This window comes from Micromonospora sp. M42 (genome assembly GCF_000568915.1).
GTDB lineage: Bacteria > Actinomycetota > Actinomycetes > Mycobacteriales > Micromonosporaceae > Micromonospora > Micromonospora chalcea.
The window spans coordinates 493204-518873 of record NZ_KK037233.1 but is presented as its reverse complement, the minus strand read 5'-3'; the positions used below and the strand labels follow the sequence as shown (position 1 = coordinate 518873).

Annotated in this window: 20 protein-coding genes, 2 pseudogenes and 2 riboswitches; of the genes and pseudogenes, 17 read left to right on the top strand and 5 right to left on the bottom strand. The window is 73.8% G+C overall.

Going from position 1 to position 25670, the window contains the following annotated elements; genetic code table 11:
- The 6 genes from MCBG_RS01925 to MCBG_RS01900 form a co-directional block, all read left to right on the top strand.
- On the top strand, nt 1-530 hold a 530-nt coding region (locus MCBG_RS01925), incomplete at its 5' end, for a heme/hemin ABC transporter substrate-binding protein (protein WP_043323397.1).
- Nucleotides 527-1627 (top strand): FecCD family ABC transporter permease, encoded by a 1101-nt coding sequence (locus MCBG_RS01920; RefSeq protein WP_043323395.1) that lies wholly within the window; start codon nt 527-529, stop codon nt 1625-1627. The genes MCBG_RS01925 and MCBG_RS01920, both read left to right, overlap by 4 nt.
- A complete protein-coding gene (locus MCBG_RS33465; protein ID WP_051610918.1) occupies nt 1624-2493 on the top strand; it encodes a heme ABC transporter ATP-binding protein in 870 nt (289 codons plus the stop codon). Before MCBG_RS01920 ends, MCBG_RS33465 begins: the two co-directional genes overlap by 4 nt.
- A 3-nt stretch (nt 2494-2496) precedes the next feature.
- On the top strand, nt 2497-3162 hold the full coding sequence (locus MCBG_RS33460) for a biliverdin-producing heme oxygenase (protein ID WP_043323393.1): 666 nt from the start codon (nt 2497-2499) through the stop codon (nt 3160-3162).
- Nucleotides 3159-3464 carry a DUF2470 domain-containing protein gene (locus MCBG_RS01905; protein WP_013286808.1) on the top strand — a complete coding sequence of 102 codons (306 nt, stop codon included), beginning with the start codon at nt 3159-3161 and terminating at the stop codon, nt 3462-3464. Before MCBG_RS33460 ends, MCBG_RS01905 begins: the two co-directional genes overlap by 4 nt.
- Before the next feature lie 68 nt (nt 3465-3532).
- Nucleotides 3533-4735 (top strand): sugar efflux transporter, encoded by a 1203-nt coding sequence (locus MCBG_RS01900; RefSeq protein ID WP_223200997.1) that lies wholly within the window; start codon nt 3533-3535, stop codon nt 4733-4735.
- Nucleotides 4736-4741: 6 nt separating this feature from the next.
- On the opposite strand, the gene MCBG_RS01895 is transcribed toward MCBG_RS01900, so the two are convergent.
- Nucleotides 4742-5392, bottom strand: a complete 651-nt coding sequence (locus MCBG_RS01895) for a class I SAM-dependent methyltransferase (RefSeq protein WP_043323390.1) — start codon at nt 5390-5392, stop codon at nt 4742-4744.
- A 191-nt stretch (nt 5393-5583) separates the two neighbouring features.
- Between MCBG_RS01895 and MCBG_RS01890 the strand changes: the two genes are divergently transcribed.
- The 4 genes from MCBG_RS01890 to MCBG_RS01875 all read left to right on the top strand — a co-directional run bounded on the left by MCBG_RS01890 (nt 5584) and on the right by MCBG_RS01875 (nt 13509).
- On the top strand, nt 5584-6963 hold the full coding sequence (locus MCBG_RS01890; RefSeq protein ID WP_043323388.1) for an MBL fold metallo-hydrolase: 1380 nt from the start codon (nt 5584-5586) through the stop codon (nt 6961-6963).
- Nucleotides 6964-7049: 86 nt separating this feature from the next.
- Nucleotides 7050-7280: a DUF2188 domain-containing protein gene (locus tag MCBG_RS01885; RefSeq protein ID WP_043323386.1), complete on the top strand. Its 231-nt coding sequence runs from the start codon at nt 7050-7052 to the stop codon at nt 7278-7280.
- A 235-nt stretch (nt 7281-7515) separates the two neighbouring features.
- The gene (locus MCBG_RS01880; RefSeq protein WP_043323385.1) at nt 7516-12975 is read left to right on the top strand and encodes an ATP-binding protein; all 5460 of its coding nucleotides are present in this window, start codon (nt 7516-7518) and stop codon (nt 12973-12975) included.
- 141 nt (nt 12976-13116) lie between these two features.
- Nucleotides 13117-13509, top strand: coding sequence for an SCO5389 family protein (locus MCBG_RS01875; RefSeq protein ID WP_043323383.1), 393 nt, complete (start codon nt 13117-13119; stop codon nt 13507-13509).
- A gap of 47 nt (nt 13510-13556) precedes the next feature.
- Here MCBG_RS01875 and MCBG_RS01870 read toward each other — a convergent pair whose 3' ends face one another.
- Nucleotides 13557-13958 (bottom strand): Fur family transcriptional regulator, encoded by a 402-nt coding sequence (locus MCBG_RS01870; RefSeq protein ID WP_043323380.1) that lies wholly within the window; start codon nt 13956-13958, stop codon nt 13557-13559.
- Between the two features lie 214 nt (nt 13959-14172).
- On the opposite strand from MCBG_RS01870, the pseudogene MCBG_RS01865 reads away from it, so the two are divergent.
- From MCBG_RS01865 to MCBG_RS01845, 5 genes and pseudogenes are all read left to right on the top strand, one after another.
- Nucleotides 14173-14738 (top strand): annotated as a pseudogene (locus MCBG_RS01865) (copper chaperone PCu(A)C).
- A gap of 542 nt (nt 14739-15280) precedes the next feature.
- A pseudogene (locus MCBG_RS01860) lies at nt 15281-16237 on the top strand (Dyp-type peroxidase); the annotation flags it as partial.
- Between the two features lie 33 nt (nt 16238-16270).
- Nucleotides 16271-16897: a copper resistance CopC family protein gene (locus MCBG_RS01855; protein ID WP_043323378.1), complete on the top strand. Its 627-nt coding sequence runs from the start codon at nt 16271-16273 to the stop codon at nt 16895-16897.
- 237 nt (nt 16898-17134) lie between these two features.
- Nucleotides 17135-17336: riboswitch (cobalamin riboswitch) on the top strand.
- A gap of 130 nt (nt 17337-17466) precedes the next feature.
- A complete protein-coding gene (locus MCBG_RS01850; RefSeq protein WP_043323377.1) occupies nt 17467-17979 on the top strand; it encodes an acyl-CoA thioesterase in 513 nt (170 codons plus the stop codon).
- A 3-nt stretch (nt 17980-17982) separates the two neighbouring features.
- Nucleotides 17983-18609: a LysE family translocator gene (locus MCBG_RS01845; RefSeq protein ID WP_030499184.1), complete on the top strand. Its 627-nt coding sequence runs from the start codon at nt 17983-17985 to the stop codon at nt 18607-18609.
- 35 nt (nt 18610-18644) lie between these two features.
- Here MCBG_RS01845 and MCBG_RS01840 read toward each other — a convergent pair whose 3' ends face one another.
- On the bottom strand, nt 18645-19472 hold the full coding sequence (locus MCBG_RS01840) for a PrsW family glutamic-type intramembrane protease (protein WP_043323375.1): 828 nt from the start codon (nt 19470-19472) through the stop codon (nt 18645-18647).
- 120 nt (nt 19473-19592) lie between these two features.
- Nucleotides 19593-19809, top strand: a riboswitch (cobalamin riboswitch).
- A gap of 112 nt (nt 19810-19921) precedes the next feature.
- Here MCBG_RS01840 and MCBG_RS01835 point away from each other — a divergent pair.
- Both MCBG_RS01835 and MCBG_RS01830 read left to right on the top strand, forming a co-directional pair.
- The gene (locus tag MCBG_RS01835) at nt 19922-22318 is read left to right on the top strand and encodes a ribonucleoside-diphosphate reductase subunit alpha (RefSeq protein WP_043323373.1); all 2397 of its coding nucleotides are present in this window, start codon (nt 19922-19924) and stop codon (nt 22316-22318) included.
- Nucleotides 22309-23337 carry a ribonucleotide-diphosphate reductase subunit beta gene (locus MCBG_RS01830; protein WP_043323372.1) on the top strand — a complete coding sequence of 343 codons (1029 nt, stop codon included), beginning with the start codon at nt 22309-22311 and terminating at the stop codon, nt 23335-23337. The genes MCBG_RS01835 and MCBG_RS01830 overlap by 10 nt, the downstream gene beginning before the upstream one ends.
- A gap of 21 nt (nt 23338-23358) precedes the next feature.
- On the opposite strand, the gene MCBG_RS01825 is transcribed toward MCBG_RS01830, so the two are convergent.
- Nucleotides 23359-24594, bottom strand: coding sequence for an MFS transporter (locus MCBG_RS01825; protein ID WP_043323370.1), 1236 nt, complete (start codon nt 24592-24594; stop codon nt 23359-23361).
- A 38-nt stretch (nt 24595-24632) separates the two neighbouring features.
- The gene (locus MCBG_RS01820) at nt 24633-25625 is read right to left on the bottom strand and encodes a condensation domain-containing protein (protein WP_223200996.1); all 993 of its coding nucleotides are present in this window, start codon (nt 25623-25625) and stop codon (nt 24633-24635) included.
- Nucleotides 25626-25670 lie beyond the last annotated feature (45 nt).

Below are 25670 nucleotides of genomic sequence, written 5' to 3'. Positions count from 1 at the left end.
CTGCCGAGCCGACGCTCGACGGCGTACCGGCGCACATCCGCGCGATCGCGGCGGCGCTCGGCGTGCCCGAGGCCGGAGAACGGCTGGTGAGCCGCGTGCGGAGCGAGATCGCCGAGGCCCGGCGTACCGCCCCGGCGGGCCGCGCGCCACGGATCGCGTTCCTCTACCTGCGCGGCACCGCCGGGGTCTACCTGATCGGCGGCCGGGGCGCCGGGTCCGACGCGATGATCGAGGCGGTCGGCGGCGTCGACGCCGGCAGCGCCGCCGGGCTGTCCAAGTTCCGTCCGCTGACCAGCGAGGGCCTCATCAACGCCGCGCCCGACGTGATCCTGGTGATGAGCGCCGGGCTCGCCTCCGTCGGCGGCGTCGACGGTCTGGTGAAGCTGCCCGGCGTGGCGCAGACGCCGGCCGGGGCGAACCGGCGCGTCGTCGACATGGCCGACGGCACGCTGCTCACCTTCGGCGTCCGCTCCGGCCGGGTCGTCCAGGCCCTGGCCCGCGCCGTCTACTCGTGCGAGGACCCGTCGTGACCACGCTACGGAAGCGGCCCGCACCCGCCGCCCCGGCGCCAGTCACCGGCGCGCCCCGGTCGCCCGGCCGGCGGGGCGCCGTCCTGGTGGCCGGGCTCGGCGCCGCCCTCGTGCTCGTCGCCCTGCTGGCCGCCGGGCGCGGCCAGGTGGCGATCTCCCCCGCCGAGGTGCTCGGCTCCGTGCTGCACCGCCTCGGGCTGGACCTCGGTCCGCTGCCGTCGGCGGCGCAGGGCGAGAACGCGCTCTGGATCGTCCGCTTCCCCCGGGTGCTGCTGGCGGCCGTCGTCGGCGCCGCCCTCGGCTGCGCCGGCGCGGTCATGCAGGGCGTCTTCGGCAACCCGCTCGCCGAGCCCGGCGTCATCGGGGTGTCGGCCGGCGCCGCCGTCGGCGCCGCCCTGGCCATCGTCACCGGCGTCACCGTCCTGGGCGGATGGACCGTGCCGCTCGCCGCCTTCGCCGGCGGCCTCGCCACCACCTACCTGGTGTACGCGCTGGCCCGCGCCGGCGGCCGGACCGAGGTGGTGACGCTGGTGCTGACCGGCGTCGCGGTCAACGCGGTCGCCGGCTCGGTGATCGGGCTGCTCATGTTCGTCACCGACCAGTCCGGCGTGCAGGCCATCGCGTTCTGGAACCTCGGCAGCCTCGCCCAGGCCAGTTGGACGGCCGTCGGTCTCGCCGCGCCGTGCCTGCTCGTCGGCCTCGCCGTCGCCTGCGCCGACGCGCGCCGGCTCGACCTGCTCGCGCTCGGCGAACCCGCCGCCCGGCACCTCGGCGTGAACACCGAACGCCTGCGGCTGCGGCTGATCGTCGTCACCGCGCTGCTCGGCGCCGCCGCTGTCGCGTTCACCGGCATCATCAGCTTCGTCGGACTGGTCGTGCCGCACCTGATCCGGATGGTCGCCGGACCGGGCCACCGGGTGCTGCTGGTCGCCAGCGCGCTCGGCGGGGCCGTCGTGGTGATCGGCGCCGACCTCGCGGCGCGTACCCTCGTCGAACACCAGGAGCTGCCCCTCGGCGTGCTCACCGCGGTCATCGGCGGCCCGGCGTTCTTCTGGCTGCTGCGCCGCACCCGCGACCGGGCCGGAGGCTGGGGATGAGCCTTCCGCGTACACCGCGCCGGTTCGCCGCCGCCCGTCCGCCGCGCCCGGCGCCCGCCGGGCACGTCCGGATCCGGGTGGCCGGGCTGCGCGTCGAACGCGCCGGCCGGACCGTGCTCGACGGGATCGACCTTCGGGTACGCGCCGGCGAGGTGCACGCCCTGGTCGGGCCGAACGGCGCCGGGAAGTCGACGCTGCTCGGCGCGATCAGCGGTGACGTGCCGGCCGCCGCCGGCCGGATCGAGGTCGACGGGCTGCCCCGCGAGTCGTGGAGCCCGGTGGAGCTGGCCTGGCGCCGCGCCGTCCTCGCCCAGCGCAACACGCTCAGCTTCCCGTTCACGGTCGGGGAGGTGGTGCGGATGGGCCGGGCGCCGTGGGCCGGGCGACCCGAGCGGGACCAGGACGACGCCGTCGTCGCCGACGTGCTCGACCGCTGCGACGTCGCCCGCTTCGCGGCCCGGCCGTACCCCGCGCTGTCCGGCGGCGAGCAGGCCCGCGCCGCGCTGGCCCGGGTCCTGGCGCAGCGGGCCACCACGCTGCTGCTCGACGAGCCGACCGCCGCGCTCGACCTGCGGCACCAGGAACTGGTCATGCACATCGCCCGGGAGCGGGCCCGCGCCGGGGACGCCGTGGTCGTGGTGCTGCACGACCTGACGCTGACCGGGGCGTACGCGGACACCGTGACCCTGCTCGGCGACGGTCGCGTCCGCGCCGCCGGGGCGCCGCGCGACGTGCTCACCGCCCCGCTGCTCAGCGGGGTCTACCGGTACGACATCGACGTCGTCCCCCACCCGCGTGACGGGCTGCCGCTGATCGTGCCCCGACGCGGCCGGCCCGCAAGACCGTCAGCCGACGAGGAGAGATAGCAGATGGATACACAGACGTTCGCGGCCCGGCTGCGCGCCGAGACCCGCGACGCGCACCAGAGCGCCGAGTCCCAGCGGTACGTCTCCGCGCTCACCGCCGGTGAGCTCGACGTGGCCGGCTACACCGCGCTCGTCGTCGCGCACCACGGCATCTACGCGGCGCTGGAGGGCGTCGCGGAGACGATGCGCGAGAACCCGCTGGCCGGCCCGTTCGTCGACGACGCGCTGACCCGGCTGCCCGCGCTCGCCGCCGACCTGCGGTTCCTGCTCGGCCCGCGCTGGCGCGAGGTGATGGAGCCGGTCCCGGCCGCTGTCGCGTACGCCGCGCGGATCACCTCGGCCTGCGCCGGATCGCCCGAGCGGTTCATCGCGCACCACTACATCCGCTATCTCGGCGACCTGTCCGGCGGGCGGCACATCGGGCGCTGCGTGGCCCGGTACTACGGGGTGACCGGCGAGGCCGGGGCGTCGTTCTACCGCTTCCCGCGGATCACCGATCCGAAGTCGTACAAGGACGCCTACCGGGCGAGGCTGGACGCGCTCGCGCTGGACGAGACCGGCCGGGCGGCGCTGCGCGACGAGGTGCTGGTGGCGTACGAGCACAACATCGCGGTCTTCACCGACCTGGGTCGCCTGGTGGCGGCGGGCAGCCGGGAGGGCGCCGCGTGAGCGCCGGCTTTCCGCCGGAGGTGGTCGCCGCCGTCAGCCGGCACATGAACGACGACCACGCCGGGGACGCGCTGCTGATCTGCCGTACGCTCGGCGGCCGGCCGGACGCCACCGCGGCCCGCACCACCGGCCTGGACGCCGACGGCATCGACTTCGCCGTCACCGTCGGCGGCACGGAGGTTCCGGTGCGCGTCCCGTTCGCCCACCGGCTCACCGAACGGGCGCAGATCCGCCGGGAGGTGGTGCGCATGTACCGGGAGGCCTGCGACCGGGCCGGCGTACCGCCCCGCCCGGCCGGCTGAGCGCCGGGACCGTCCGGGCCGCGGAAACCCGGTCGGCCGCCGCGCCGCCGCGGCGTACAGTCCGCCGCATGGCTGTGGACACGAGGCCGGCGGTGCGCGCCGGCCGATTCCGGCTGCTCCCGCTGGGTGTGGTCTTCCTGACCGTCGGTCTGTCCACCGCCGTGGTGCTGCCGTTCCTGTCGCTGTTCCTCGACCGGGAGGTCCACGCCAGTCCGTTACGGGTGACCGTGTTCCTGGTCGTCGCGCCGCTGTCCGGGGTGGTCGCCTCCGCGCTGATCGGCCGGCTGTCGGACCGCCTGCCGATCCGGCGCGCGCTGCTGGTCGGCGCCGCGCTGGCCGGCGTGCTGGGCGCGGGCCTGACCGCGTACGTCCGGGACTACTGGATCCTGCTGGGGCTGACCGCGACCGCCACCGCGCTGGCGAACTCGCTGTTCCCGCAGTCGTTCGCGTACACCCGGGCGCTGTTCGACAGGGACGATCCGGCGCGGGCGGCGTTCGGCGTCAGCCTCATGCGTACCGTGTTCTCGGTCGCCTGGGTGGCCGGGCCGGCGCTGGCCGCGGTGCTGCTCGACGTCGGCGGCTTCCGCCTGGTCTACGGCATGGCCGCCGTCATGTACGCGCTGGCCGCGCTGGTGGCCGCGTTCCGGCTGGAGGAGCTGCCGCTGCCGGCGCGGCCGGTCGCGGCCGATCCGGACGGCGCCACGCCCGGCCCGCGCGGCGCGTCCCGGCTGCGGCTGGCGCTGACGGCGCTCACGTTCGTGCTGCTCCAGTGTCCGCTGACGGTCGGTGTGCAGGCGATGCCGCTGTTCATCGACACCGAACTGCACGACGACCCCTCCCGCGCCGGGCTGGTGCTGGGCCTGTGCGCGGCGCTGGAGATCCCGCTGATCCTCGGGCTGGGCGCGCTGACCGCGCGGGTCCGGCTGCGGCCGCTGATCTTGGTCGGCGGCGGCTGCGGGGTCGCCTACTACGCGGCCGCCGCGCTGGCGCCGAGCGTGCCGTTCCTGCTGTTCGCGCAGCCGGTGAACGCGCTGTTCATCGCCGCGGTGTCCGGCGTCGGGATCGCCTACGTGCAGGATCTGCTGCCGGGCGAGCCGGGCCGGGCCACCACGCTGTTCACCAACACGTTTCCGATCGGCGCGATGCTCGCCGGGCCGCTGCTCGGGCTCTCCGCGCAGGTCGGCTACCGGTGGGCGTACGGCATGAGCACCGCGCTGTGCGCGGCCGGGCTGCTGGTGCTGGTGCTGACCCGGCCGCCCGCGCGGGCCTGACCGGGGTCAGCGGCGCCGCACCAGCACCACGTGGTCGATCAGCTCGCCGGTCTGGCCGTCCGGGCCGGTGGCGGTACGGCGCGCCGCGCCCAGCCGCTCGGTGTCCCAGCCGTCCAGGTCGAGGCTCATCGCGGCCAGGATCTCCTCCGGTTCGGCGAACCGGTGGTGGCCGGTGTCGGGCCCGGCCCAGGGCGGCGGCGCGCCGTGCTCGACGACGAGCAGCCGGCCGCCGGGAGCGACCGCCTCGGCCGCCGGGGGCAGCACCTTCTCCCGGGGCAGGACCAGCGGCGACTGGAAGAACTGCGCGGACACCAGGTCGTACCGGCCGGGCGGGAAGCCCTGGGTGAGGTCGTGCCGGACGGTGGTGATCCGCTCCGCCACCCCAGCCCGCTCGGCCTCCACCGCGAGGCGGTCCAGCGCGACGGACGAGATGTCCACGGCGGTGACCCGCCATCCCTTCGACGCCAGCCACACCGCGTCGCCGCCCTCGCCGGAGCCCAGGTCGAGCACGGTGCCCGGGGGCAGCGCGGCGGCCACCTCGGCCAGGACCGGGTTCACCCGGCCGCTCCAGATCCGGTCCCGCTGGCCGTACCGCTCGTCCCAGAACCGGGCCGCGTCGGTGTCCGCCGCCGGGTGCTCGTGGTGGTGCCCCGTCATGTCCGCCTCCTCGCCGCCGGGCGTCTGCCCGCCCGGGCCCTCGCCATCGTGCGCCGGGGTCCACCGGCCAGCAAGGAACCTTGCCGTTCCGGCAAATACTTCCGGGCGACAGCCGCCTCGGAATATACCCCCCGGGGTATGCGCTACAGTTGTCGTATCGCCCGACATCACTGCGCGAAGGAGTGCGGCTCATGTTGTTCACCCAGTACTACCTCGACTGCCTGTCCCAGGCCTCGTACCTGATCGCCGACGACCGCACCGGCCGGGCCGTGCTCGTCGACCCGCGCCGGGACATCGACGAGTACCTCACCGACGCCAAGGCGCACGGCCTGACGATCGAGGGCGTCGTCAACACCCACTTCCACGCCGACTTCCTCGCCGGGCACCTCGAGGTGGCCGCCGCGACCGGCGCGTGGATCGGCTACGGGCACCGGGCCGAGACCGAGTACCCGAGCCGCAAGCTCACCGACGGGGAACGGATCAGCCTCGGCGACGTGACCCTGGAGATCATGGAGACCCCGGGCCACACACCCGAGTCGATCAGCATCCTCGTCTACGAACACGCCGACGACCCGGTCCCGTACGGCGTGCTGACCGGCGACGCGCTGTTCATCGGCGACGTCGGCCGCCCCGACCTGCTCGCCTCGTTCGGCGTGACCGCCGAGGAACTCGGCCGGATGCTCTACGACAGCGTGCAGCGCAAGCTGATGGGCCTGCCCGACGAGGTACGCGTCTTTCCCGCCCACGGCGCGGGCTCGGCCTGCGGCAAGAACCTGTCCACCGAACGGCAGTCCACCATCGGCGAGCAGCGCCGCACCAACTACGCCTGCGCGCCGATGAGCGAGGAGCGCTTCCTCGCCCTGGTCACCGGCGGTCAGCCGGCCGCGCCCGGCTACTTCGCCTTCGACGCGGTGCTCAACCGCAAGACCCGGGAGCTGTTCGACCACGCCCGGCCGGCCCGCCCACTCACCCCGGCCGAGTTCCTGGCCGCCCGGGCCGACGGCGCCGTCGTGGTCGACGCCCGCGACCCGCAGGAGTACGCCGCCGGGCACCTGCGCGGCGCGCTCAACGTCCCGGCCGACGGCCGGTTCGCCGAGACCGCCGGCAGCGTCGTCGCACCCGACCGGCCGGTGCTCGTGGTGGCCCCGCAGGACCGCGAGGAGGAGATCGTCGTCCGCCTGGCCCGGATCGGCTTCGACCACGTGATCGGCTACCTCCGCGAACCCGACAACGCCTTCCTGGAGATGGTCACCGAGATGACCCGGGCCAGCCGGATCACCGCCACCGAACTGCGCGACGCCCTCGACGGCCCGGACGCGCCGGTGGTGCTGGACGTCCGCAACGCCGGCGAGCGGGAGCAGGGCGCGGTGGACGGTTCCCGGCACATCCCGCTGGCCGAGCTGACCCACCGCCTCGGCGAGGTGCCCGTGGGGCGCCCGATCGTCGTGCACTGCGCCGGCGGCTACCGCTCCTCGGTCGCCGCCAGCCTGCTGCGCAACGCCGGTCACGCCGACGTGTCCGATCTGCTCGGCGGCTACGGCGCCTGGCAGGGCCTGCACGCCACGGCGTGAGGCACGGATCCGGGCCGCCAGGATTAGCACTCCCCTCGCATGGGCAGACATTTGTCATCGGACACGCGATCGAGGGAGCTGACGGCATGGCGAAGGGCGACATCGACACCTACCAGCAGGACGGGCAGTGGAAGAACCGGCCGGAGGGCAACGAGCGCGCGAGCAGCCGCCACGACACCAAGGCGGAGGCGGAGGCGGCCGGCCGGGAGATGGCGGTCGAGCGCGGCACCGAGCACGTGATCAAGAAGCAGGACGGCACCATCGGCGAGAAGAACACCTACCCCCGCGAGCGCGACCCCCGGGACATCCCGGGCTGAGCCCGCACCCTCCCACGCCACGGCGCCGGCCCCGCACGGGTCCGGCGCCGTAGCGCGTACCGGCGGGTAGTGAGTGGCTGGCTAAAAAGTTTTGTTCGGTTCCTACAACGGCTCCCGCTCAGGCTTCGGCCGTTACGACATGGCGCCGTACGCGCGCAGGCGGAAGGGTGAGGCAAGCCGGGGGCATCGTCGCCACCCGGCGCGCCACCGTGGTTCTATCGAAGGGGACGGTCACGTGTTCACCCGTGTCGCCATCGTCAACCGTGGTGAGTCCGCGATGCGGCTCATCCACGCGGTCCGGGAACTGGCCGCGGAGACCGGCAGCCGGATCGAGACCGTCGCGCTGTACACCGACGTCGACCGTACCGCCACCTTCGTCCGCGAGGCGGACGTCGCCTACGACCTGGGCCCCGCGTCCGCCCGCCCGTACCTGGACCTGAAGGCGCTGGAACGCGCGCTGGTGGAGACCGGCGCGGACGCCGCCTGGGTCGGCTGGGGTTTCGTGGCCGAGGACCCGGCGTTCGCCGAGCTGTGCGAGAAGATCGGCGTGACGTTCGTCGGGCCGAGCCCGGACGCCATGCGCAAGCTCGGCGACAAGATCGGCGCGAAGCTGATCGCCGAGGAGGTCGGCGTGCCGGTCGCGCCGTGGAGCCGCGGCGCGGTGGAGAGCCTGGAGGACGCGCTGCGCGCGGCGGCCGACATCGGCTACCCGCTGATGCTGAAGGCCACGGCGGGTGGCGGCGGGCGCGGCATCCGGGTGATCCGCAGCGACGCCGAACTGGCCGACGCCTACGAGCGCACCAGCCAGGAGGCGGCGCGGGCGTTCGGCAGCGGCGTGGTGTTCCTGGAGCGCCTGGTCACCGGCGCCCGGCACGTCGAGGTGCAGGTGATCGCCGACGGCCAGGGCACCGCGTGGGCGCTCGGGGTACGGGACTGCTCGGTGCAGCGGCGCAACCAGAAGGTGATCGAGGAGTCCGCGTCGCCGGTGCTCGCCCCGGAGCAGGCGGCGGAGCTGAAGGCGTCGGCGGAGCGCCTGGCGGTGGCGGTCGGCTACCGGGGCGCGGCCACTGTCGAGTTCCTCTACCACCCGGGCGACCGGCTGTTCGCCTTCCTGGAGGTCAACACGCGCCTTCAGGTCGAGCACCCGATCACCGAGGCGACCACCGGGTTCGACCTGGTCAAGGCGCAGTTGCACGTGGCCGGTGGCGGCCGGCTCACCGGCGAGCCGCCGGTCGAGCGCGGGCACGCGATCGAGGCGCGGCTCAACGCCGAGGACCCGGACCGCGACTTCGCGCCCTCCCCCGGCCGGATCACCCGGCTGGACCTGCCCGCCGGGCCGGGCATCCGGGTCGACACCGGAGTCAGCGAGGGCGACACCATCCCGGCCGACTTCGACTCCATGATCGCCAAGATCATCGCGTACGGCCGGGACCGGGACGAGGCGCTGGGCCGCCTGCGCCGGGCGATGGCGAACACCACAGTGGTCATCGCCGGCGGCGCGACGAACAAGAGCTTCGTGCTCGACCTGCTCGACCAGCCCGAGGTGATCGACGCCAGCGCGGACACCGGCTGGATCGACCGGGTACGCGGCGAGGGCCGCCTGGTCGCGCACCGGCACTCCGCCGTCGCGCTCGCCGCCGCCGCGATCGAGGCGTACGAGGAGGACGAGACCGCCGAGCGGCAGCGGTTGCTGTCCACAGCGGCGGGTGGACGCCCGCAGGTGCAGCACCGCAGCGGCCGGCCGCTGGACCTGAAGCTGCGCGGCGTGACCTACCGGATGCGGGTGGCCCGGGTCGGCGCGCACCGGTTCCGGGTCGGTGTCGAGGCCGGTGGCGACGTGCGCACTGCCGACGTCGAGCTGGACCGCTTCGACCGGCACACCGGCCAGATCGCCGTCAACGGCGCCCGGTTCCGCCTGCTCACCGACACCCACGGCCCGGTGCACCTGGTCGAGGTCGACGGCGTGACGCACCGGATCAGCCGCGACGAGGGCGGCGTGGTGCGCTCCCCCATGCCGGCGCTGGTGGTCGCCACGCCACTTGCGGTCGGCGCGGAGGTCGAGGCCGGCGCGCCGGTGCTGGTGCTGGAGGCGATGAAGATGGAGACGGTGCTGCGCGCGCCGTTCCGGGCCCGCCTCAAGGAGTCGTCGGTTCAGGTCGGCACCCAGGTGGAGGCGGGTGCGCCGCTGCTGCGTCTGGAGCCGCTCGCGGAGGAAGGCGCCGAGGCCGCCGACGGCCCGGCCGGTCCCGCTGTCGAGCTGGACCTGCCGGCGCCTGCGGCGGACGTGCCGGCGCGGTCCCGGGCCGAGCGCGGCCAGGAGGACCTGTGCGCGCTGCTGCTCGGCTACGACGTCGACCCGCACGACGAGCGCCGGGTGCTCGACGACTACCTGGACGCGCGCCGGGCGGCCACCGAGGCCGGGCACCGGCCGCTGGCCGAGGAGCTGGAACTGGTCGGCGTCTTCGCCGACCTGGCCGAGCTGAGCCGCAACCGTCCCGGCGACGACGGGCCGGCCGGGCACGTGCACAGCGCCCGCGAGTACTTCCACACCTACCTGCAGAGTCTCGACGTCGAGCGGGCCGGTTCCCCGGACTCGTTCCGGGCCCGCCTCGCCAAGGCGCTCGCCCACTACGGCGTCACCGAGCTGGACCGCTCCCCCGAGCTGGAGGCCGCGGTCTTCCGGATCTTCCTGGCCCTGCAGCGGGCCGCCGCGGACGCCACGGTGATCGCCGCGCTGCTGCGCTCGTGGCTGCGCGAGCCGCCGCCGGACGAGGCGCTGCGCGAGCCCGCCGGCCTCACCCTGGAGCGTCTCGTCGCGGCCACCCAGGTCCGCTTCCCGGTCGTCGCCGACCTGGCGCGCGGCGTGGTGTTCGCCTGGTTCGCCCAGCCGCTGCTGCGCCGCAACCGGGCCCGGGTCTACGCGCGGGTCCGCGCGCACCTGCGGCACCTCGACACGCACCCGGACGCGCCGGACCGCGCCGACCGGGTCGCCGAGATGGTACGCAGCACCGAGCCGCTGGTCCGGCTGCTCGGCCAGCGCCTGGTCCGCGACGACCTGGACAACGCGACGATGCTGGAGGTGCTGACCCGCCGCTACTACGGCAACAAGGCGCTCACCGAGGTCACCACCCGGGCCACCGGTGGCTGCACGTTCGTGGTGGCCGGGCGGGACGGTTCGAGCGTCGTGTCGGCGGCGGTGCGGTTCGACGCGCTCGGCGACGCGCTGCGCGGACTGGCCGAGGTGGCCGGCGAGCGCGACGCCGTCGACGCGGACGTCTACCTGTCCTGGGAGAACCAGCCCGAGGACTTCGACGCCACCGCCGCCGCGCTGCTCGACGTGCTGAACGCGCACCCGCTGCCGGCGGCGGTACGCCGGATCACCACCACCGTCGCCGGGCGCGGCGGCGCGGTGATGCACCACCACTTCACGTTCCGGCCCGGCGCGGACGGGATGGCCGAGGAGCGCCTGATCCGCGGCCTGCACCCGCACATCGCGCAGCGGATGCAGCTGGAGCGGCTGCGCGAGTTCGACCTGACCCGCCTGCCGTCGCTGGACGAGGAGGTCTACCTGTTCCAGGCGGTGGCCCGGCAGAACCCGTCCGACCAGCGGCTGGTCGCGTTCGCGCAGGTACGCGACCTGACCGGGCTGCGGGAGCAGGACGGCCGCCTGGTGTCGCTGCCCACCACCGAGGACACGGTGGCGGCCTGCATCGACTCGATCCGCCGGGCGCAGTCGCGGCGGCCGTCGAAGTCGCGGTTCCCGACCAACCGGATCGTCATCTACGTGTGGCCGCCCAGCGAGCTGACCCGCGAGGAGATGGAGCTGATCGCCGGCCGGGTACGCCCCACCACGGTGGGCGCGGAGCTGGAGGAGATCCTGTTCATCGCGCGCCAGCGTGACCGCCGTACCGGCGAGCTGACCAAGGTCGGCGTGCGGATCACCTTCGACGTCACCGGGCACGCCCGGCTGGACGTGGGTGAGCCGCCGAGCGAGCCGGTCGAGCCGCTGGACGAGTACCGGCTGAAGGTGCTGCGGGCGGCCAGCCGCAACACCGTCTACCCGTACGAGCTGACCGGGCTGCTGGGCGACTTCGTCGAGCACGACCTGGACGCGGACCACCAGCTGGTGCCGGTGGACCGGCCCAAGGGCCGCAACAGCGCGGCGATCGTGGCCGGCGTGGTCACCACGCCGACGCCCCGCCACCCGCAGGGCGTGACCCGGGTGGTGCTGCTCGGCGATCCGACCAAGTCGCTCGGCGCGCTGTCCGAGCCGGAGTGCCGGCGGGTGATCGCCGCGCTGGACCTGGCGCAGCGGATGGGCGTGCCGCTGGAGTGGTACGCGCTGAGCGCCGGCGCCCGGATCTCGATGACCTCCGGCACCGAGAACATGGACTGGGTGGCCGCGGCGCTGAAGCGGATCGTCGAGTTCACCCAGGACGGCGGCGAGATCAACATCGTGGTCGCGGGCATCAACGTCGGCGCCCAGCCGTACTGGAACGCCGAGGCGACGATGCTCATGCACACCAAGGGCGTGCTGGTCATGACGCCCGACTCGGCGATGGTGCTCACCGGCAAGCAGTCGCTGGACTTCTCCGGCGGCGTGTCCGCCGAGGACAACTTCGGCATCGGCGGCTACGACCGGGTGATGGGCCCGAACGGGCAGGCGCAGTACTGGGCGCCGGACCTGCCGGGCGCACGGGACGTGCTGATGGCGCACTACGACCACACGTACGTCGTGCCGGGCGAGCACGCGCCGCGCCGGGCCGTCACCATGGACCCGGTGGACCGGGACATCTGCGGCTACCCGCACGCGGTGGCCGGCAGCGACTTCGCCACGGTGGGCGAGATCTTCTCCGCCACCGCGAACCCGGACCGCAAGAAGCCGTTCGACATCCGTACCGTCATGCGGGCCCTCGCCGACCAGGACCATCCGGTGCTGGAGCGGTGGGCGGGCATGGCCGACGCGGAGACCGCTGTGGTGCAGGACGTGCACCTGGGCGGCATCCCGGTGTGCCTGCTCGGCATCGAGTCGCGGTCGGTGCCCCGGCACGGCTTCCCGCCCACCGACGGCCCGGACACCTACACCGCGGGCACGCTGTTCCCGCGCTCGTCGAAGAAGGCCGCGCGGGCGATCAACGCGGCCAGCGGCAACCGGCCGCTGGTCGTGCTGGCGAACCTGTCCGGCTTCGACGGCTCACCCGAGTCGATGCGCAAGCTGCAGCTGGAGTACGGCGCGGAGATCGGCCGGGCGATCGTCAACTTCCGCGGCCCGATCGTGTTCTGCGTGATCTCGCGCTATCACGGCGGCGCGTTCGTGGTCTTCTCCAAGGCGCTCAACCCGGACATGACGGTGCTGGCGATCGAGGGGTCGTTCGCCTCGGTGCTCGGTGGCGCGCCGGCCGCCGCCGTGGTGTTCGCCGGTGAGGTCGCCGCCCGCACCGCGGCCGATTCCCGGGTACGCGAGCTGGAGAGCCGGGTGGCGTCCGCCACCGGTACCGAGCGGGCCACGCTCAGCGCGGAGCTGGACGAGCTGCGCGGGTCGGTGCGGGCGGAGAAGCTGGGCGAGGTGGCCGCCGAGTTCGACCGGGTGCACAGCATCCAGCGGGCGGTCGAGGTCGGCTCGGTCGACGCGGTGATCCGCGCCGCCGAGCTGCGGCCCCGGGTCATCGAGGCGATCGAGGCGCACCTGCGCTGACACGTTCCGCGACGTCACACGGCGGACGGGCCTTCGGGTCCGTCCGCCGTTTCGCGTGCGCCGGTCCTTGACGGTCGTCCGGTGACGTGGTGTCCTCAGATGGTAATGGAAACCGTGTTCGTTAGAGCTGCCGGAGGACCCATGTCGCTCACCGTTCCGCCCGCCCTGCTGCACGCCGCCGAGACCGGTCCCGTCGACGAGGAGGCGTTCGTCGCCTGTGTCCGCGACTCCCTGCCGTACGCCTGGGAGACGGTCAGCCGGGTCGCCGCCGACCTGGCCGCGACCGACGCCGAGTTCGCCGACAACGTCGTGCCGCCGCCCGGCGACGCCGAGCGCGGGCAACTGCTGCGCGCGATGGCCAGCGACGCGATCCGCGCCGGGCTGGAGCGGCACTTCGGGATCACGCTGGCGTTCCAGAACTGCCACCGGGTGGCCGCGTTCCGCCCCGGCGCGGCCGGCTCCGAGGCGTACCGCCGGTTCACCTCCAGCCGCGGCCAGTTGCTGAACCAGTCACCGGCGCTGCGCAACTGCTGACCGGCGGTCCGGCGCGGGCGGGTCACCGGCCCGCCCGCGCCGGTGGCTCAGGCGGCGCAGCGGTCGCAGGTGCCGAAGATCTCCAGGGTGTGCCCGACGTCGGTGAAACCGTGCTGCGCGGCGACCTGGTCGGCCCACCGCTCCACGGCCGGGCCGGCCACCTCCACCGCACGGCCGCAGCGGCGGCAGACCAGGTGGTGGTGATGGCGGCTCTGGCTGCACCGCCGGTAGAGGTGCTCGCCGCCGGGCAGCCGAGCCGAGTCGATCTCGCCGTTGTCGACGAGCAGCTGCAACGTCCGGTAGACGGTGGTCAGACCCACCTTCGCCTGCCGCTGCACGAGCATCTGGTGCAACTGCTGCGCGCTGTGGAAGCCGTCCAGCTCCCGCAGCAGCGCCAGCACCTCGGCGCGCTGCCGGGTGTTGCGGGTCGCCCCGGTCGTCGCCGTCACCGTCCGCCTCCCTCGTCCGGGCGCCCTCTCCGGCCACGGCCGCGCCCGGCGCGCCACGTGACACCCGGAACCATTATGCCTTCCGGGCGCTCCCCGGTCCCCGGTCGCGGTGAGCCCGGCCGGCATGTGACGCGACCGACTCCCCGGGCCGGAACTATCCGCGGCGCCGCCCCGACCAACGGTACGAACACCGGATCTTCGAGGGGACGACCGCATGCCCAGCACCACCAGTCGACGCTTCCCACGCACGGCGGCCCTGATCGGCGCCGCCGTCCTGGCCGCGTCCCTCGCCGCCTGCGGCTCCGCCGACGCCACGCCCACAACCGCGCCGTCGGCGTCGGCGCCCGCCTCGGCCCCGGCGAGCGCGGCAGCGGGCGTGCTGACGATCCGCGACCCGTGGGTGAAGGCCGCCGACAAGGGCATGACCGCTGCGTTCGCCACGCTCGTCAACGACGGCGACGCCGACGTCACGATCACCGGGGTGACCACCGACGTGTCCCGGGCCGAGATCCACGAGATGGCCATGACCGACGGGAAGATGGCGATGCGGCAGAAGCAGGGCGGCGTCGTGGTCGCCGCCCGGTCCCAGGCCGCGCTGGAGCCCGGCGGCGACCATCTCATGCTGATGGACCTGACCCGCCCGGTGCGCCCCGGCGACCAGCTCGACGTCACGCTCACCTTCGCCGACGGGCGCACCCAGACGTTCACCGCGGGGCCAAGCCGTTCACCGGCGCCCAGGAGACGTACGCGCCCGGACACGGCGCGAGCCCCGCGTCATGACCGGAACCGGCGCGCCCGCGCGCCGGGTCAGCCGGCGCGGCCTGCTCACCGGCGGCGCGGCGGCCGCCGGGGGCGCGCTGGCCGGCGCGGGTGCCCTCGCCGCCCTCAGTTCCCACGGGGTACGCCCCGACGACGCCGTCCCGGTGGCCCAGGTCGGCAGCGCTGTCGAGCCGTTCCCCGGCGCGCGCCAGTCCGGTGTCACCACCGAGCCCCAGGCTCTTCCCCGTTCGTCGCGTTCACGCTGCGCCCGGACACGGTTAACTCCCGTGTATTATAAGAATAATGCAGTGAGTCGCGGGTATTGTCTTGTTTCTGACGCAGGTCTAGGCGTCTCGAGATGCAACCAGCTGAATTGAGTGAGCGTGGAAGGCTGAGTAAATGACGAGCCAACTGTGGTCGGTACGTCGACTCTTGCGCATCCCAAAATACCCAATTGAGGCTTGAAAGAGCACCAATGCGAACACGATGGTGGGCCTGATAATACCTACAATGGTCTCATTACAGGATCATAGCAAAGTCCCTAGCCTCTGGCGTGCATACCTGCCAGCGGGCGGATGCTGCGACTGCTCTCCGACGACGCCGCCCGGCTCACCCAGGGTCGCCCGGCGCTGGCCGACACCGAGCCGGAACTGGGCCTGCTGCCGGCCCGGCTGACAGTCACGTTCGGCTTCGGCCCCGGGCTCTACGCCGCCGCCGGGCTCGACGACCGCCGCCCCACGTCGGTGGCCGACCTGCCGGCGTTCCGGATCGACCGGTTGCAGCCCCGCTGGTCCGGCGGCGACCTGCTGCTGCAGATCTGCGCCGACGACCCGCTCACCGTCGCGCACGCCCAACGGGTCCTGACCAAGGACAGCCGCCCGTTCGCCACCGTCCGCTGGGTGCAGCAGGGCTTCCGCCGGGCCGCCGGTGCCGAGCCCGGACGCACCCAGCGCAACCTGTTCGGCCAGCTCGACGGCACCGCCAACCCGAGGCCCGGCGTGTCGGCGGACACCGCCGTCTGGGTGACCGACGGGCCGGACTGGCTGCGCGACTCCACCACCCTGGTGGTGCGCCGGATCAGCATGAATTTGGAGACGTGGGACCTGCTCGGCCGCGCCGACCGGGAACTCGCGGTGGGCCGGCGCCTCGACACCGGCGCGCCGCTGACCGGCGAGGCGGAGCACGACGAGCCCGACTTCGCCGCGCTCGGGCCGGACGGGCTCACCGTGATCCCGGACTTCTCGCACCTGACCCGGGCCCGCGTCACCGACGACCGGCAGAAGATCCTGCGCCGGCCCTACAACTACGACGGCGCGCCGACCGCCGAGGGACACGCGGACAGCGGGCTCGTCTTCGCCGCGTACCAGGCCGACATCGCCCGGCAGTTCCTGCCCATCCAGCGGCGGCTGGCCGAACGGGACCTGCTCAACGAGTGGACCACCCCGATCGGCTCCGCCGTGTTCGCCGTACCGCCCGGCTGCCCCGAGGGCGGCTGGATCGGCCAGCAACTGCTCGGCTGACCACGACGCTGACCACGACCAGGAAGGCGCGTCATGCGTACCCGTACCGTCTCCGCACTCCTCGCCGCGCTGTTCACCGCGGCGCTGCTGCTGGTCCCGGCCACGCCCGCGGCGGCGCACAACTCGCTGCAGGAGGCCACGCCGGCCCGCGACGCCCGGCTCACCACCGCGCCGACGCAGGTGACGCTGCGGTTCCTGCAACGGCTCAACCCGGCCTTCACCACCATCACGCTGCGCGACGCCACCGACCGTCAGGTGCCCGCGAGCGCGCCCGCCGTGGACGGCGCGACGGGCACGGTGACGATCGAGGAGCCGCTGGGCAACGGCACCTACACCGTCGCCTACCGCGTGGTCTCCCGCGACGGCCACCCGGTCCAGGGCTCGTACCGCTTCACCGTCGCCGACCCGGCCGCTCCCCCGGCGGCCGCCACGTCCTCGACCACCGACGCTCCCTCGCCGGCCGCCTCCGCAGACGTCTCGGCGGGCGCTTCGGCTTCGGCGGGCGCTGCGGCAGGCGCCGACGCCTCTCCGGCGAGCGCCGACGCTTCGGCCGACGCCGACGACGGTCTGCCGGTGGGCCTGCTGGCCGGCGCAGCGGTCGCCGCGGTGGCGGTGGCCGGCGCGGCGGCACTGCTGCTCCGCCGTCGCCGCTCGTCCTGACCCGTCACCCGCCGATGCGGACGGCCCGGGAGATCTTGGTACGAAACGGCCCCTCTAGGGGCGCTTTCCTTCCAAGATCTCCGGGCGTCCTACAAAGCGGGAGGCGAGTCCCCTTCTGTGGACCGCGTCCGCGTCGGCGGCCCGGCAACGGGTGCGCCGAAGAGCCTGCGCGTCTGCGGGACGGGCGGAACGCGGGTCGCGGCGAGGGCGGGTCGGGGCTGGGTTAGGCTGCCGGGAGCGCTGGTTCACCCGGTCGGCGACGGCCGGGTGTCGTAAGAGGGAACCCGGTGGAAGTCCGGGACTGCCCCGCAGCGGTGAGTGGGAACGACAGCCGTCAACAGCACTGGGCCACCGGCCTGGGAAGCGACGGCCGGTAGGCGACCGGCGACCCCGGTCGGGCCCGCGAGTCCGAAGACCTGCCCGCGTCGCGCGTACCACCGGTGCGCGCTGCCGTCGACCTCGCGGGTGGGTCGGGCGGGTGACACGCCGGGCGGGAGCCGTCGGCGTGCCTCGACGTGCAACTCCCCCGTCCGGTCGGCGGTCCGCTTCTGCGAGGACGGAACCGCACCGTGACCGATGCCATCACCCTCACCGGCCGACCACCGTCGGCGTCGCACCTGACCCTGTCGCAGATCATGGACCAGCACCACACCAACCTGATGGGCACGGTGCACGGCGGCCGGATCCTCAACCTGATCGACTCGGTCGCCGGGGTGGTCGCCGCCCGCCACTCCGACGGACCGGCCGTCACCGCCGCCATCGACGAGACGGCCTTCCTGCGCGCTGTCCGCGTCGGTGACGTGGTGCACGTGGACGCCCGGATCACCTGGGCCGGCCGCAGCTCGATGGAGGTGGCCGTGAAGGTCAGCGCGGACCGCTGGGACCGCGCGGTGCCGCCGGTGGACGTGGCGACCGCGCACCTGGTGATGGTGGCCGTGGACGACGAGGGCCAGCCCCGGCCGGTGCCGCCGCTGCTGCCCGGCACCGACGGTGACCGGCGGTGCTACCGGGAGGCGCAGATCCGGCGCGAACACCGGCTGGCGCTGCGCCGGGCGCTGCTCGACGGCGCCGAGGAGGGCTGAGGCGTGCTCGGACTGTCGGCGGCCACGCTCGCGGGATACCTGGCCGCGATCGTGGTGCTCATGCTCACCCCCGGGCCGGACATGATGTTCGTGCTCGCCAACGCCACCCGGTACGGCGCGCGGGCCGGGGCGGTGGCGGCGCTCGGGGTCGCGGCCGGGGAGGCGGTGCACGTCGCCGCCGTGGTGGCCGGACTCGCCACCGTGATCGCCGCGTCCCCGGTGCTGTTCACCGCGATCCGGTGGGCCGGTGCGGCGTACCTGATCGTGCTGGGCCTGCGGGCGCTGCGCGGCACGGGCCGGCCCGGCGTCGCGGCGGACGGGGCGGACGGCGGCGGCGCCGGGCGGGCGTTCCGGCGCGGGCTGCTCACGAACCTGCTCAACCCGAAGATGATCCTGTTCAGCGTGGCGTTCCTGCCGCAGTTCGTCCGGCCCGACGCGGGCCCGGTGGCGGCACAGCTGGTGCTGCTCGGCGCGCTGTTCGTCGCGGTGCAGCTCACCGTGGACCTGGCTCTCGGCGTGGGCGCCGGGCGGTTCGCCCGCCGCTGGGGCGACAGCCGCTGGTCGCGGCGGGTCGACCGGCTCTGCGCTGTCGCCTTCGTCGCGCTCGGTGTCCGGCTGGCCGCCGGCTGACGCTTGCTCGACTCCAGCTCGCCGAGATGGCGGCATCAGGAGGGCTCCGACCCCGCCACCTCGGCGAGCTGGTGAGGATCACGCTCCGGCGCCCGGGGCGGGGCGGCGGGCCGCTCGCGGTCCAGGTGCAGGCGCAGCAGCACCCAGCCCAGCGACACACCGCCGATGAACACGTACGCGGGCTGCGTGCCGAACGTGTCCCAGCAGGTGTGCAGCGTGACGGCGGCGGCGAAGGTGAGCAGGAACGCCGCCAGTCTCCGGCCGCCGGGCGCGGCGGCGAACGTGAACAACGCGGCGGCGGTCAGCCCGGTCCAGGCCAGGTGCGCGGCGGGCGCGGTGAGACCGCGAACCAGCAGCGTCCGCTCGACGGCGCCGAGGTTGCCCTCCGACCCGACGAACGCGGCGAACGCGTACCCCATGGTCTCCAGCGCGGCGAACCCGGCGCCGGAGGCCACGCCGATCACCAGGCCCTGCGCCGGTGACCGGTGCCGCCGCCACAGCAGCAGGATGCCGGCCGGCACGATCAGCTTCGCGGTCTCCTCGGCCAGGCCGACGAGCGCCATCGGCAGGACGCCGAGGCGGTGCAGCGTGCCGTACTCCAGCCAGCCGGCGGCGACCACGCCGACCACGCCGCCGAGAAGCGCGGCGACGCCGACGACGGAGCCGGGGACCGGGCGGCGGGCCGGCCGCCCCTGGGCGAAGGCCAGGAACGTGGCGGGCGCGACGCACGCGCCGAGCACGATCAGCGCCGGTACGAACGTGACGGTGCCGGTGCCGGACAGTGTCTCCAGCACCAGCAGGTGAAGCCCGACGCCGACGAGCAGGACCGCCACCCACGCCCAGCGGCGTCCGGTATTCCCCATACGCCGAGTATCGCGCCCGGCGGCGAGCGCCGGCATCGGGGGTAGGCACTGTGGACAGTGAGATCCATGCGACACGCCCGACACGACATCTGGTGTTGCCCAACCGCCCCCACCGCCATATATGGTGGTGCCGCAGCTGGTTCGGCCGAGCCCTCCGGGGCGGGGCCGAGGCAAGAGGGAACCCGGTGGAAATCCGGGACTGCCCCGCAGCGGTGAGTGGGAACGACAGCCGTCAACAGCACTGGGCCACCGGCCTGGGAAGCGACGGCCGGTAGGCGACCGGCGACCCCGGTCGGGCCCGCGAGTCCGAAGACCTGCCAGCGCGCCGTGCGCCTCCGCGTACGGCGGCCGGAGGTCGCGCGGGACGACCGACGCCAGCAGCCGGGCCGGCCGCGCCGTGCCCGTTGGCGTCTCCCGCCGTCTCCAGACGGTGACAGCGAGGAGAGGTCATGACTGTCGTGCAGGAAAGCCCGCCGGCCACCGGCGGCGGGTCCGAGGCCCGCCGGCCGGCGATGCGGGTACGCAAACGGGACGGCGACACCGAGCCGGTGGACGTCGGCAAGATCGTCCGGGCGGTCGAACGCTGGGTCGCCGACCTGGACGAGGTGGACCCGCTGCGGGTGGCCACCAAGACGATCAGCGGGCTCTACGACGGGGCGACCACCGCCGAGCTGGACCGGCTGTCGATCCAGACCGCGGCGGAGCTGATCGGCGAGGAGCCGCAGTACTCGAAGCTGGCGGCAAGGCTGCTGGCCGCGTACGTGGACAAGGAGGTCCGCGGTCAGGGCGTGGCGAGCTTCAGCCAGTCGATCGCGTACGCGCACGGGCTGGGGCTGATCGGCGACGAGACGGCCGCGTTCGTCGCCCGGCACGCCCGCAAGCTCGACGACGCCGTGGACCCGGACGGCGACAGGCGGTTCGAGTACTTCGGACTGCGTACCGTGGCCGACCGCTACCTGCTGCGGCACCCGCAGTCGCGGCTGGTGGTGGAGACGCCGCAGTACTGGCTGCTGCGGGTGGCCTGCGGGCTGTCCCGCACCCCGGGCGAGGCGGTCGGCTTCTACCGGCTGATGTCCAGCCTGGCCTATCTGCCCAGCTCCCCCACGCTGTTCAACTCCGGCACCCGGCACACCCAGATGTCGTCGTGCTTCCTGGTCGACTCGCCGCGCGACGAGCTGGACTCGATCTACGAGCGCTACCACCAGGTGGCGAAGCTGTCGAAGTTCTCCGGCGGTATCGGCATCGCCTGGTCGCGGGTGCGCGGCCGGGGCGCGCTGATCCGGGGCACGAACGGCCGGTCCAACGGCATCGTGCCGTTCCTCAAGACGCTCGACGCCGGGGTGGCCGCGGTCAACCAGGGCGGCCGGCGCAAGGGCGCGGCCTGCGTCTACCTGGAGCCGTGGCACCCGGACGTGGAGGAGTTCCTGGAGCTGCGGGACAACACCGGCGAGGAGTCCCGGCGTACGCACAACCTCAACCTGGCCAACTGGATCCCGGACGAGTTCATGCGCCGGGTCGAGGCCGACGGCGAGTGGTCGCTCGTCGATCCGTCGGACGCCCCGGAGCTGCCCGACCTGTACGGGGAGGCGTTCGACGCCGCGTACCGGGCGGCGGAGAAGAACGCGGTCCGCACGGTACGGGCCCGGGACCTGTACGGGCGGATGATGCGCACGCTCGCGCAGACCGGCAACGGCTGGATGACGTTCAAGGACGCCGCGAACCGGCTGTCCAACCAGACCGGTGAGCCGGGCAACGTGATCCACCTGTCCAACCTGTGCACCGAGATCCTGGAGGTGAACGACGACGCCGAGACGGCGGTGTGCAACCTCGGCTCGGTGAACCTCGGCGCCCACGTCACCGCCGACGGGGTGGACTGGGAGCGGCTGCGCGCCACGGTCCGCACCGCTGTGGTGTTCCTCGACCGGGTGATCGACATCAACTACTACCCGGCCGAGCAGGCGGCGGCGTCGAACCCGCGCTGGCGGCCGGTCGGGCTCGGCCTGATGGGGTTGCAGGACGCGTTCTTCACGCTGCGCCTGCCGTTCGACTCCCCCGAGGCGAAGGAGCTGTCCACCCGGGTGCAGGAGGAGATCCTGCTGACCGCGCTGGAGACCTCCGCCGGGCTGGCCGAGCAGTTCGGGCCGCATCCGGCGTACCCGCAGACCCGGGCCGCGAAGGGTGACCTGCACCCGGACCTGTGGGGCGCGGAGCCGGCGCAGGCCGGACGGTGGGCGGCGCTGCGCGAGCGGATCGCCGCAGGCGGGCTGCGCAACTCGCTGCTGGTGGCGATCGCACCGACCGCCACCATCGCCTCCATCGCCGGCTGCTACGAGTGCGTGGAGCCGCAGGTGTCCAACCTGTTCAAGCGCGAGACGATGTCCGGGGAGTTCCTCCAGGTCAACACGTACCTGGTGCGGGAGCTGAAGGCCCGCGGACTGTGGACGCCGCAGGTCCGCGACCGGATCAAGCGGGCCGAGGGCTCGGTGCAGGACATCACCGAGCTGCCCGCGCCGGTGCGGGAGCTGTTCCGCACCGCCTGGGAGCTGCCGCAGCGGGCGCTGATCGACCTGGCCGCCGCGCGGGCGCCGTTCGTCGACCAGTCCCAGTCGCTCAACCTGTTCCTGAGCGCGCCGACCATCGGCAAGCTGTCCTCGATGTACCTGTACGCCTGGAAGGCCGGGCTGAAGACCACCTACTACCTGCGTTCCCGTCCCGCCACCCGCATCCAGCAGGCCACCGTCGCCCCGGTGCCCGCCCCGGTGCCCGGCGTGGTCTCCGCCGTGAGCGACGACGAGGCGCTGGCCTGTTCCCTGGAGAACCCCGAGAGCTGCGAGGCATGCCAGTGACCACCACCGCACCGACCCGGCACATGCTGCTCGACCCCGGCATGGACCTGACCCTGCGGCCGATGCGCTACCCGCGCTTCTTCGACCGGTTCAAGGACGCGATCAGGAACACCTGGACGGTCGAGGAGGTGGACCTGCACTCGGACCTCGCCGACCTGGCGAAGCTGTCCCCCGCCGAACGGCACCTGGTGTCGCGGCTGGTGGCGTTCTTCGCCACCGGCGACACGATCGTCGCCAACAACCTGGTGCTCAACCTCTACCAGCACGTCAACTCGCCCGAGGGCCGGCTCTACCTGTCCCGGCAGCTGTTCGAGGAGGCGGTGCACGTCCAGTTCTACCTGAACCTGCTCGACACGTACGTGCCGGACGAGAAGGAACGGTTCGCCGCGTTCGCCGCGGTGGAGAACATCCCGTCGATCGCCCGCAAGGCCGAGTTCTGCTTCCGGTGGATCGACTCGATCTTCGAGCTGCGCGAGCTGCGGACCCGCGACGACCGGCGGGCGTTCCTGCTCAACCTGATCTGCTTCGCCGCGTGCATCGAGGGCCTGTTCTTCTACGGCGCGTTCGCCTACGTCTACTTCCTGCGGTCCCGGGGCCTGCTCAACGGGCTGGCCTCCGGCACCAACTGGGTGTTCCGGGACGAGTCCATGCACATGGCGTTCGCGTTCGACGTGGTGGAGACCGTACGCGCCGAGGAACCGGACCTGTTCGACGCCGAGATGGAGAAGCAGGTGAAGGAGATGCTGGCCGAGGCGGTGGAGTGCGAGGTGAGCTTCGCCGCGGACCTGCTGGGCCAGGGCGTGCCGGGGATGTCGCTGGCCGACATGCGCGAGTACCTCCAGCACGTGGCCGACCGGCGCCTGGCGGTGCTCGGCATCGCCCCGATGTACGGCAGCGCCAACCCGTTCGCGTTCATGGAGTTGCAGGACGTGCAGGAGCTGTCCAACTTCTTCGAGCGGCGGGTGTCGGCGTACCAGGTCGGGGTGACCGGCAGCGTCACGTTCGACGACGACTTCTGACCGCCGCCCCCGCCCCGGCCGTCACGGCCGGGGCGGGGCCGGGCTCTCGCCGGGCAGCGCCGCCGCCCGCACCCGCCCGATCAACGCCACCACGGCGAGCGCCAGCACGGCCACCACCACGAACGCGGTACGCAGGTCCAGCGCGCCGGCGAGCAGGCCGATCACCGGCGCCGCGAGCAGCGCGCCCGGCCACTGGCCCATCGCCACCACGGAGACGCCCTCGCCGGACGTGAGGCCCGGCTGCTCACCGGCGAAGCCGAGCACCGTCGGGGTCACGCACGCCAGGCCGAACCCGAGCAGTCCGAACCCGGCCATCACCGCCGCCGGATGGGGGTACGCCACCGGCAGCGCCACGCCGGCCGTCGCGACCAGCGCGGACAGCCGGACGAAGCGGATCCGCCCGACCCGGCCGGCCAGCCGGTCGCCGAACAGCCGGGCGACGGTCGCGGCCAGCGAGAGACAGGTGTACGTGGCCGCGGCGAGCACCGCCGTGGCGCCGGCCACCTCGGTCGCGTACAGCGCGCTCCACTGGGCGCCGGCCATCTCGATGAACGAGGCGAGGAAGGCGATCACCGCGAGCAGCAGCAGTTGCGGGGTGAACCGGTCACGCAGCCGGCGCCGCGCCTCGCCGTCCTTGGTCTCCTGGCGGGGCGTGTCGGGCAGCCAGCGGTGCGTGCCGATCAGCAGCGCGCCCAGCAGGACACTGGTGACGGCCATCTGCGCCGACGGCGACATCCCGATCGCCGCGGCCCCGGTGCCGCAGAGGCCGCCGACCAGCATGCCGATGCTGAAGCCCGCGTGGAACGTGGACAGGATGGGCCGCCCGTACCGCTTCTGCACCTCGACCGACTGGGCGTTCATCGGCGTGGCCAGCAGGTTCGCCGCGAAGCCCCAGACCGCGAGGCCGCCGACCAGCGCCACCACAGTGGTGGACGCGGCCAGCAGCGGCGCGTTGAGCAGGATCAGCGCGGCCCCGGCCAGCGCCAGCCGGCGGGTGTTGATCCGGCTGATCAGCACCGCCACCACGACCAGGGAGACCAGCTCCCCCGCGTTCGTGGCGATGTTCGCCAGGCCCCAGCCGGTGTTGCCGACCCCTACCGCGTCCCGCACCTCCGGCACGCGGGCCGACCACCCGCCGATGGCCAGGCCCATGATGACGAAGAGCAGCGCCACCGACCAGCGGGCCCGTACGGCCGAGCGGGGCACCGGCGGCGCGGGCTGCTCCGTCGTGTGCTGGTTCGTCGAGGTGTCCGTCATGGTCGTCGTACCTCTCTGGGATCGGTCCGTCGGAACTCCTACCCGATCGCGTGGTCGAGGAAGCACGCACCGTCAGGAAGGCGTACCCGTTCCGGTGTGGTGCCGGGGTCGGTGACGAGCGCCGAGACCACCGCGACGTAGTCGTCGATCAGCCCGCGTACCAGGTCGTCGCCGAAGACACCCCGGTTGCGGATCACCACGCCGCCGGCCCGGTCGTCGTCCACCACGACGATCGGTGAACCCCGCTTGACCCAGACGGGCAGACACTCGGGCGGCACGTCGGCGGCGACCACCGGCGGCGGGGTGCCGGGCGCGGCCCGGGCGGTGATGTCGACCGGCTCCACCCGCAGATCCGGGCAGTGCAGCACCGGCGACGCCGACGCGGCGGACTGGAACCAGGCGTCGAACAGGTGGTTGTCCGGCCAGGGGCGGATCGCCGCGAAGCCGGGACGGACCGCCCGGGCCAGCCGGTGGTACGCGGTGGCGTGCGCGACGGCCCCGGCCAGCGAGGCGTGCGCGGCGCCGACCACAGCGCTCATCGGCGCGTCCGGCGCAACGTCGACCGGCAGGTAGACGTTGTTGGTGAACTGCCCGACGAGCTGCCGGGACAGCGGGCTCTCCCGGCCCAGCGTGGTGGTGCCCAGCACCACCCGGGACCGGCCGGCCCGCCGCGACAGCAGCACCAGGTACGCGGCGAGCAGCAGCACGTACGGGCTGGTGCGGGCCCGCCGTGCGGCCGGGCGCAGCGCGCGGTGATCTCGGGCGGGAACGCGAAGCGGGTGGCCACCTCGGCGCTGAGCGCGACGTCCGGCGCCGGCGGCGACGCCGGGAAGAGCTGGTACGGCTCCACCGGCCGCAGCCGGTCCCGCCAGTACGCGGCCCGGGCGGCGGCGTCGACGCCGTTGCCGGACTGTCCGCCTCCTGGAGCGCGGCGAGCGCGGCCGGGTCCACGCCCAGCGGCGGCTGCGGGTCGGCCGCGCCGAGCCGGGCCGCGTACGCGTGGCACAGGTCCTCAAACCACGACGCGGCACGACCAGCCGTCGGAGACCATGTGGAAGAAGGCTGTCCGGTGGATG

What these genes read in the sequence shown, in the direction of transcription:
- MCBG_RS33465 (WP_051610918.1), top strand. Translation starts at nt 1,624, where the DNA reads ATGAGCCTTCCGCGTACACCGCGCCGGTTCGCCGCCGCCCGTCCGCCG.
- MCBG_RS33460 (WP_043323393.1), top strand. Translation starts at nt 2,497, where the DNA reads ATGGATACACAGACGTTCGCGGCCCGGCTGCGCGCCGAGACCCGCGAC.
- MCBG_RS01900 (WP_223200997.1), top strand. Translation starts at nt 3,533, where the DNA reads ATGGCTGTGGACACGAGGCCGGCGGTGCGCGCCGGCCGATTCCGGCTG.
- MCBG_RS01895 (WP_043323390.1), bottom strand. Translation starts at nt 5,392, where the DNA reads ATGACGGGGCACCACCACGAGCACCCGGCGGCGGACACCGACGCGGCC.
- MCBG_RS01890 (WP_043323388.1), top strand. Translation starts at nt 5,584, where the DNA reads ATGTTGTTCACCCAGTACTACCTCGACTGCCTGTCCCAGGCCTCGTAC.
- MCBG_RS01885 (WP_043323386.1), top strand. Translation starts at nt 7,050, where the DNA reads ATGGCGAAGGGCGACATCGACACCTACCAGCAGGACGGGCAGTGGAAG.
- MCBG_RS01875 (WP_043323383.1), top strand. Translation starts at nt 13,117, where the DNA reads ATGTCGCTCACCGTTCCGCCCGCCCTGCTGCACGCCGCCGAGACCGGT.
- MCBG_RS01855 (WP_043323378.1), top strand. Translation starts at nt 16,271, where the DNA reads ATGCGTACCCGTACCGTCTCCGCACTCCTCGCCGCGCTGTTCACCGCG.
- MCBG_RS01840 (WP_043323375.1), bottom strand. Translation starts at nt 19,472, where the DNA reads ATGGGGAATACCGGACGCCGCTGGGCGTGGGTGGCGGTCCTGCTCGTC.
- MCBG_RS01835 (WP_043323373.1), top strand. Translation starts at nt 19,922, where the DNA reads ATGACTGTCGTGCAGGAAAGCCCGCCGGCCACCGGCGGCGGGTCCGAG.
- MCBG_RS01830 (WP_043323372.1), top strand. Translation starts at nt 22,309, where the DNA reads ATGCCAGTGACCACCACCGCACCGACCCGGCACATGCTGCTCGACCCC.
- MCBG_RS01825 (WP_043323370.1), bottom strand. Translation starts at nt 24,594, where the DNA reads ATGACGGACACCTCGACGAACCAGCACACGACGGAGCAGCCCGCGCCG.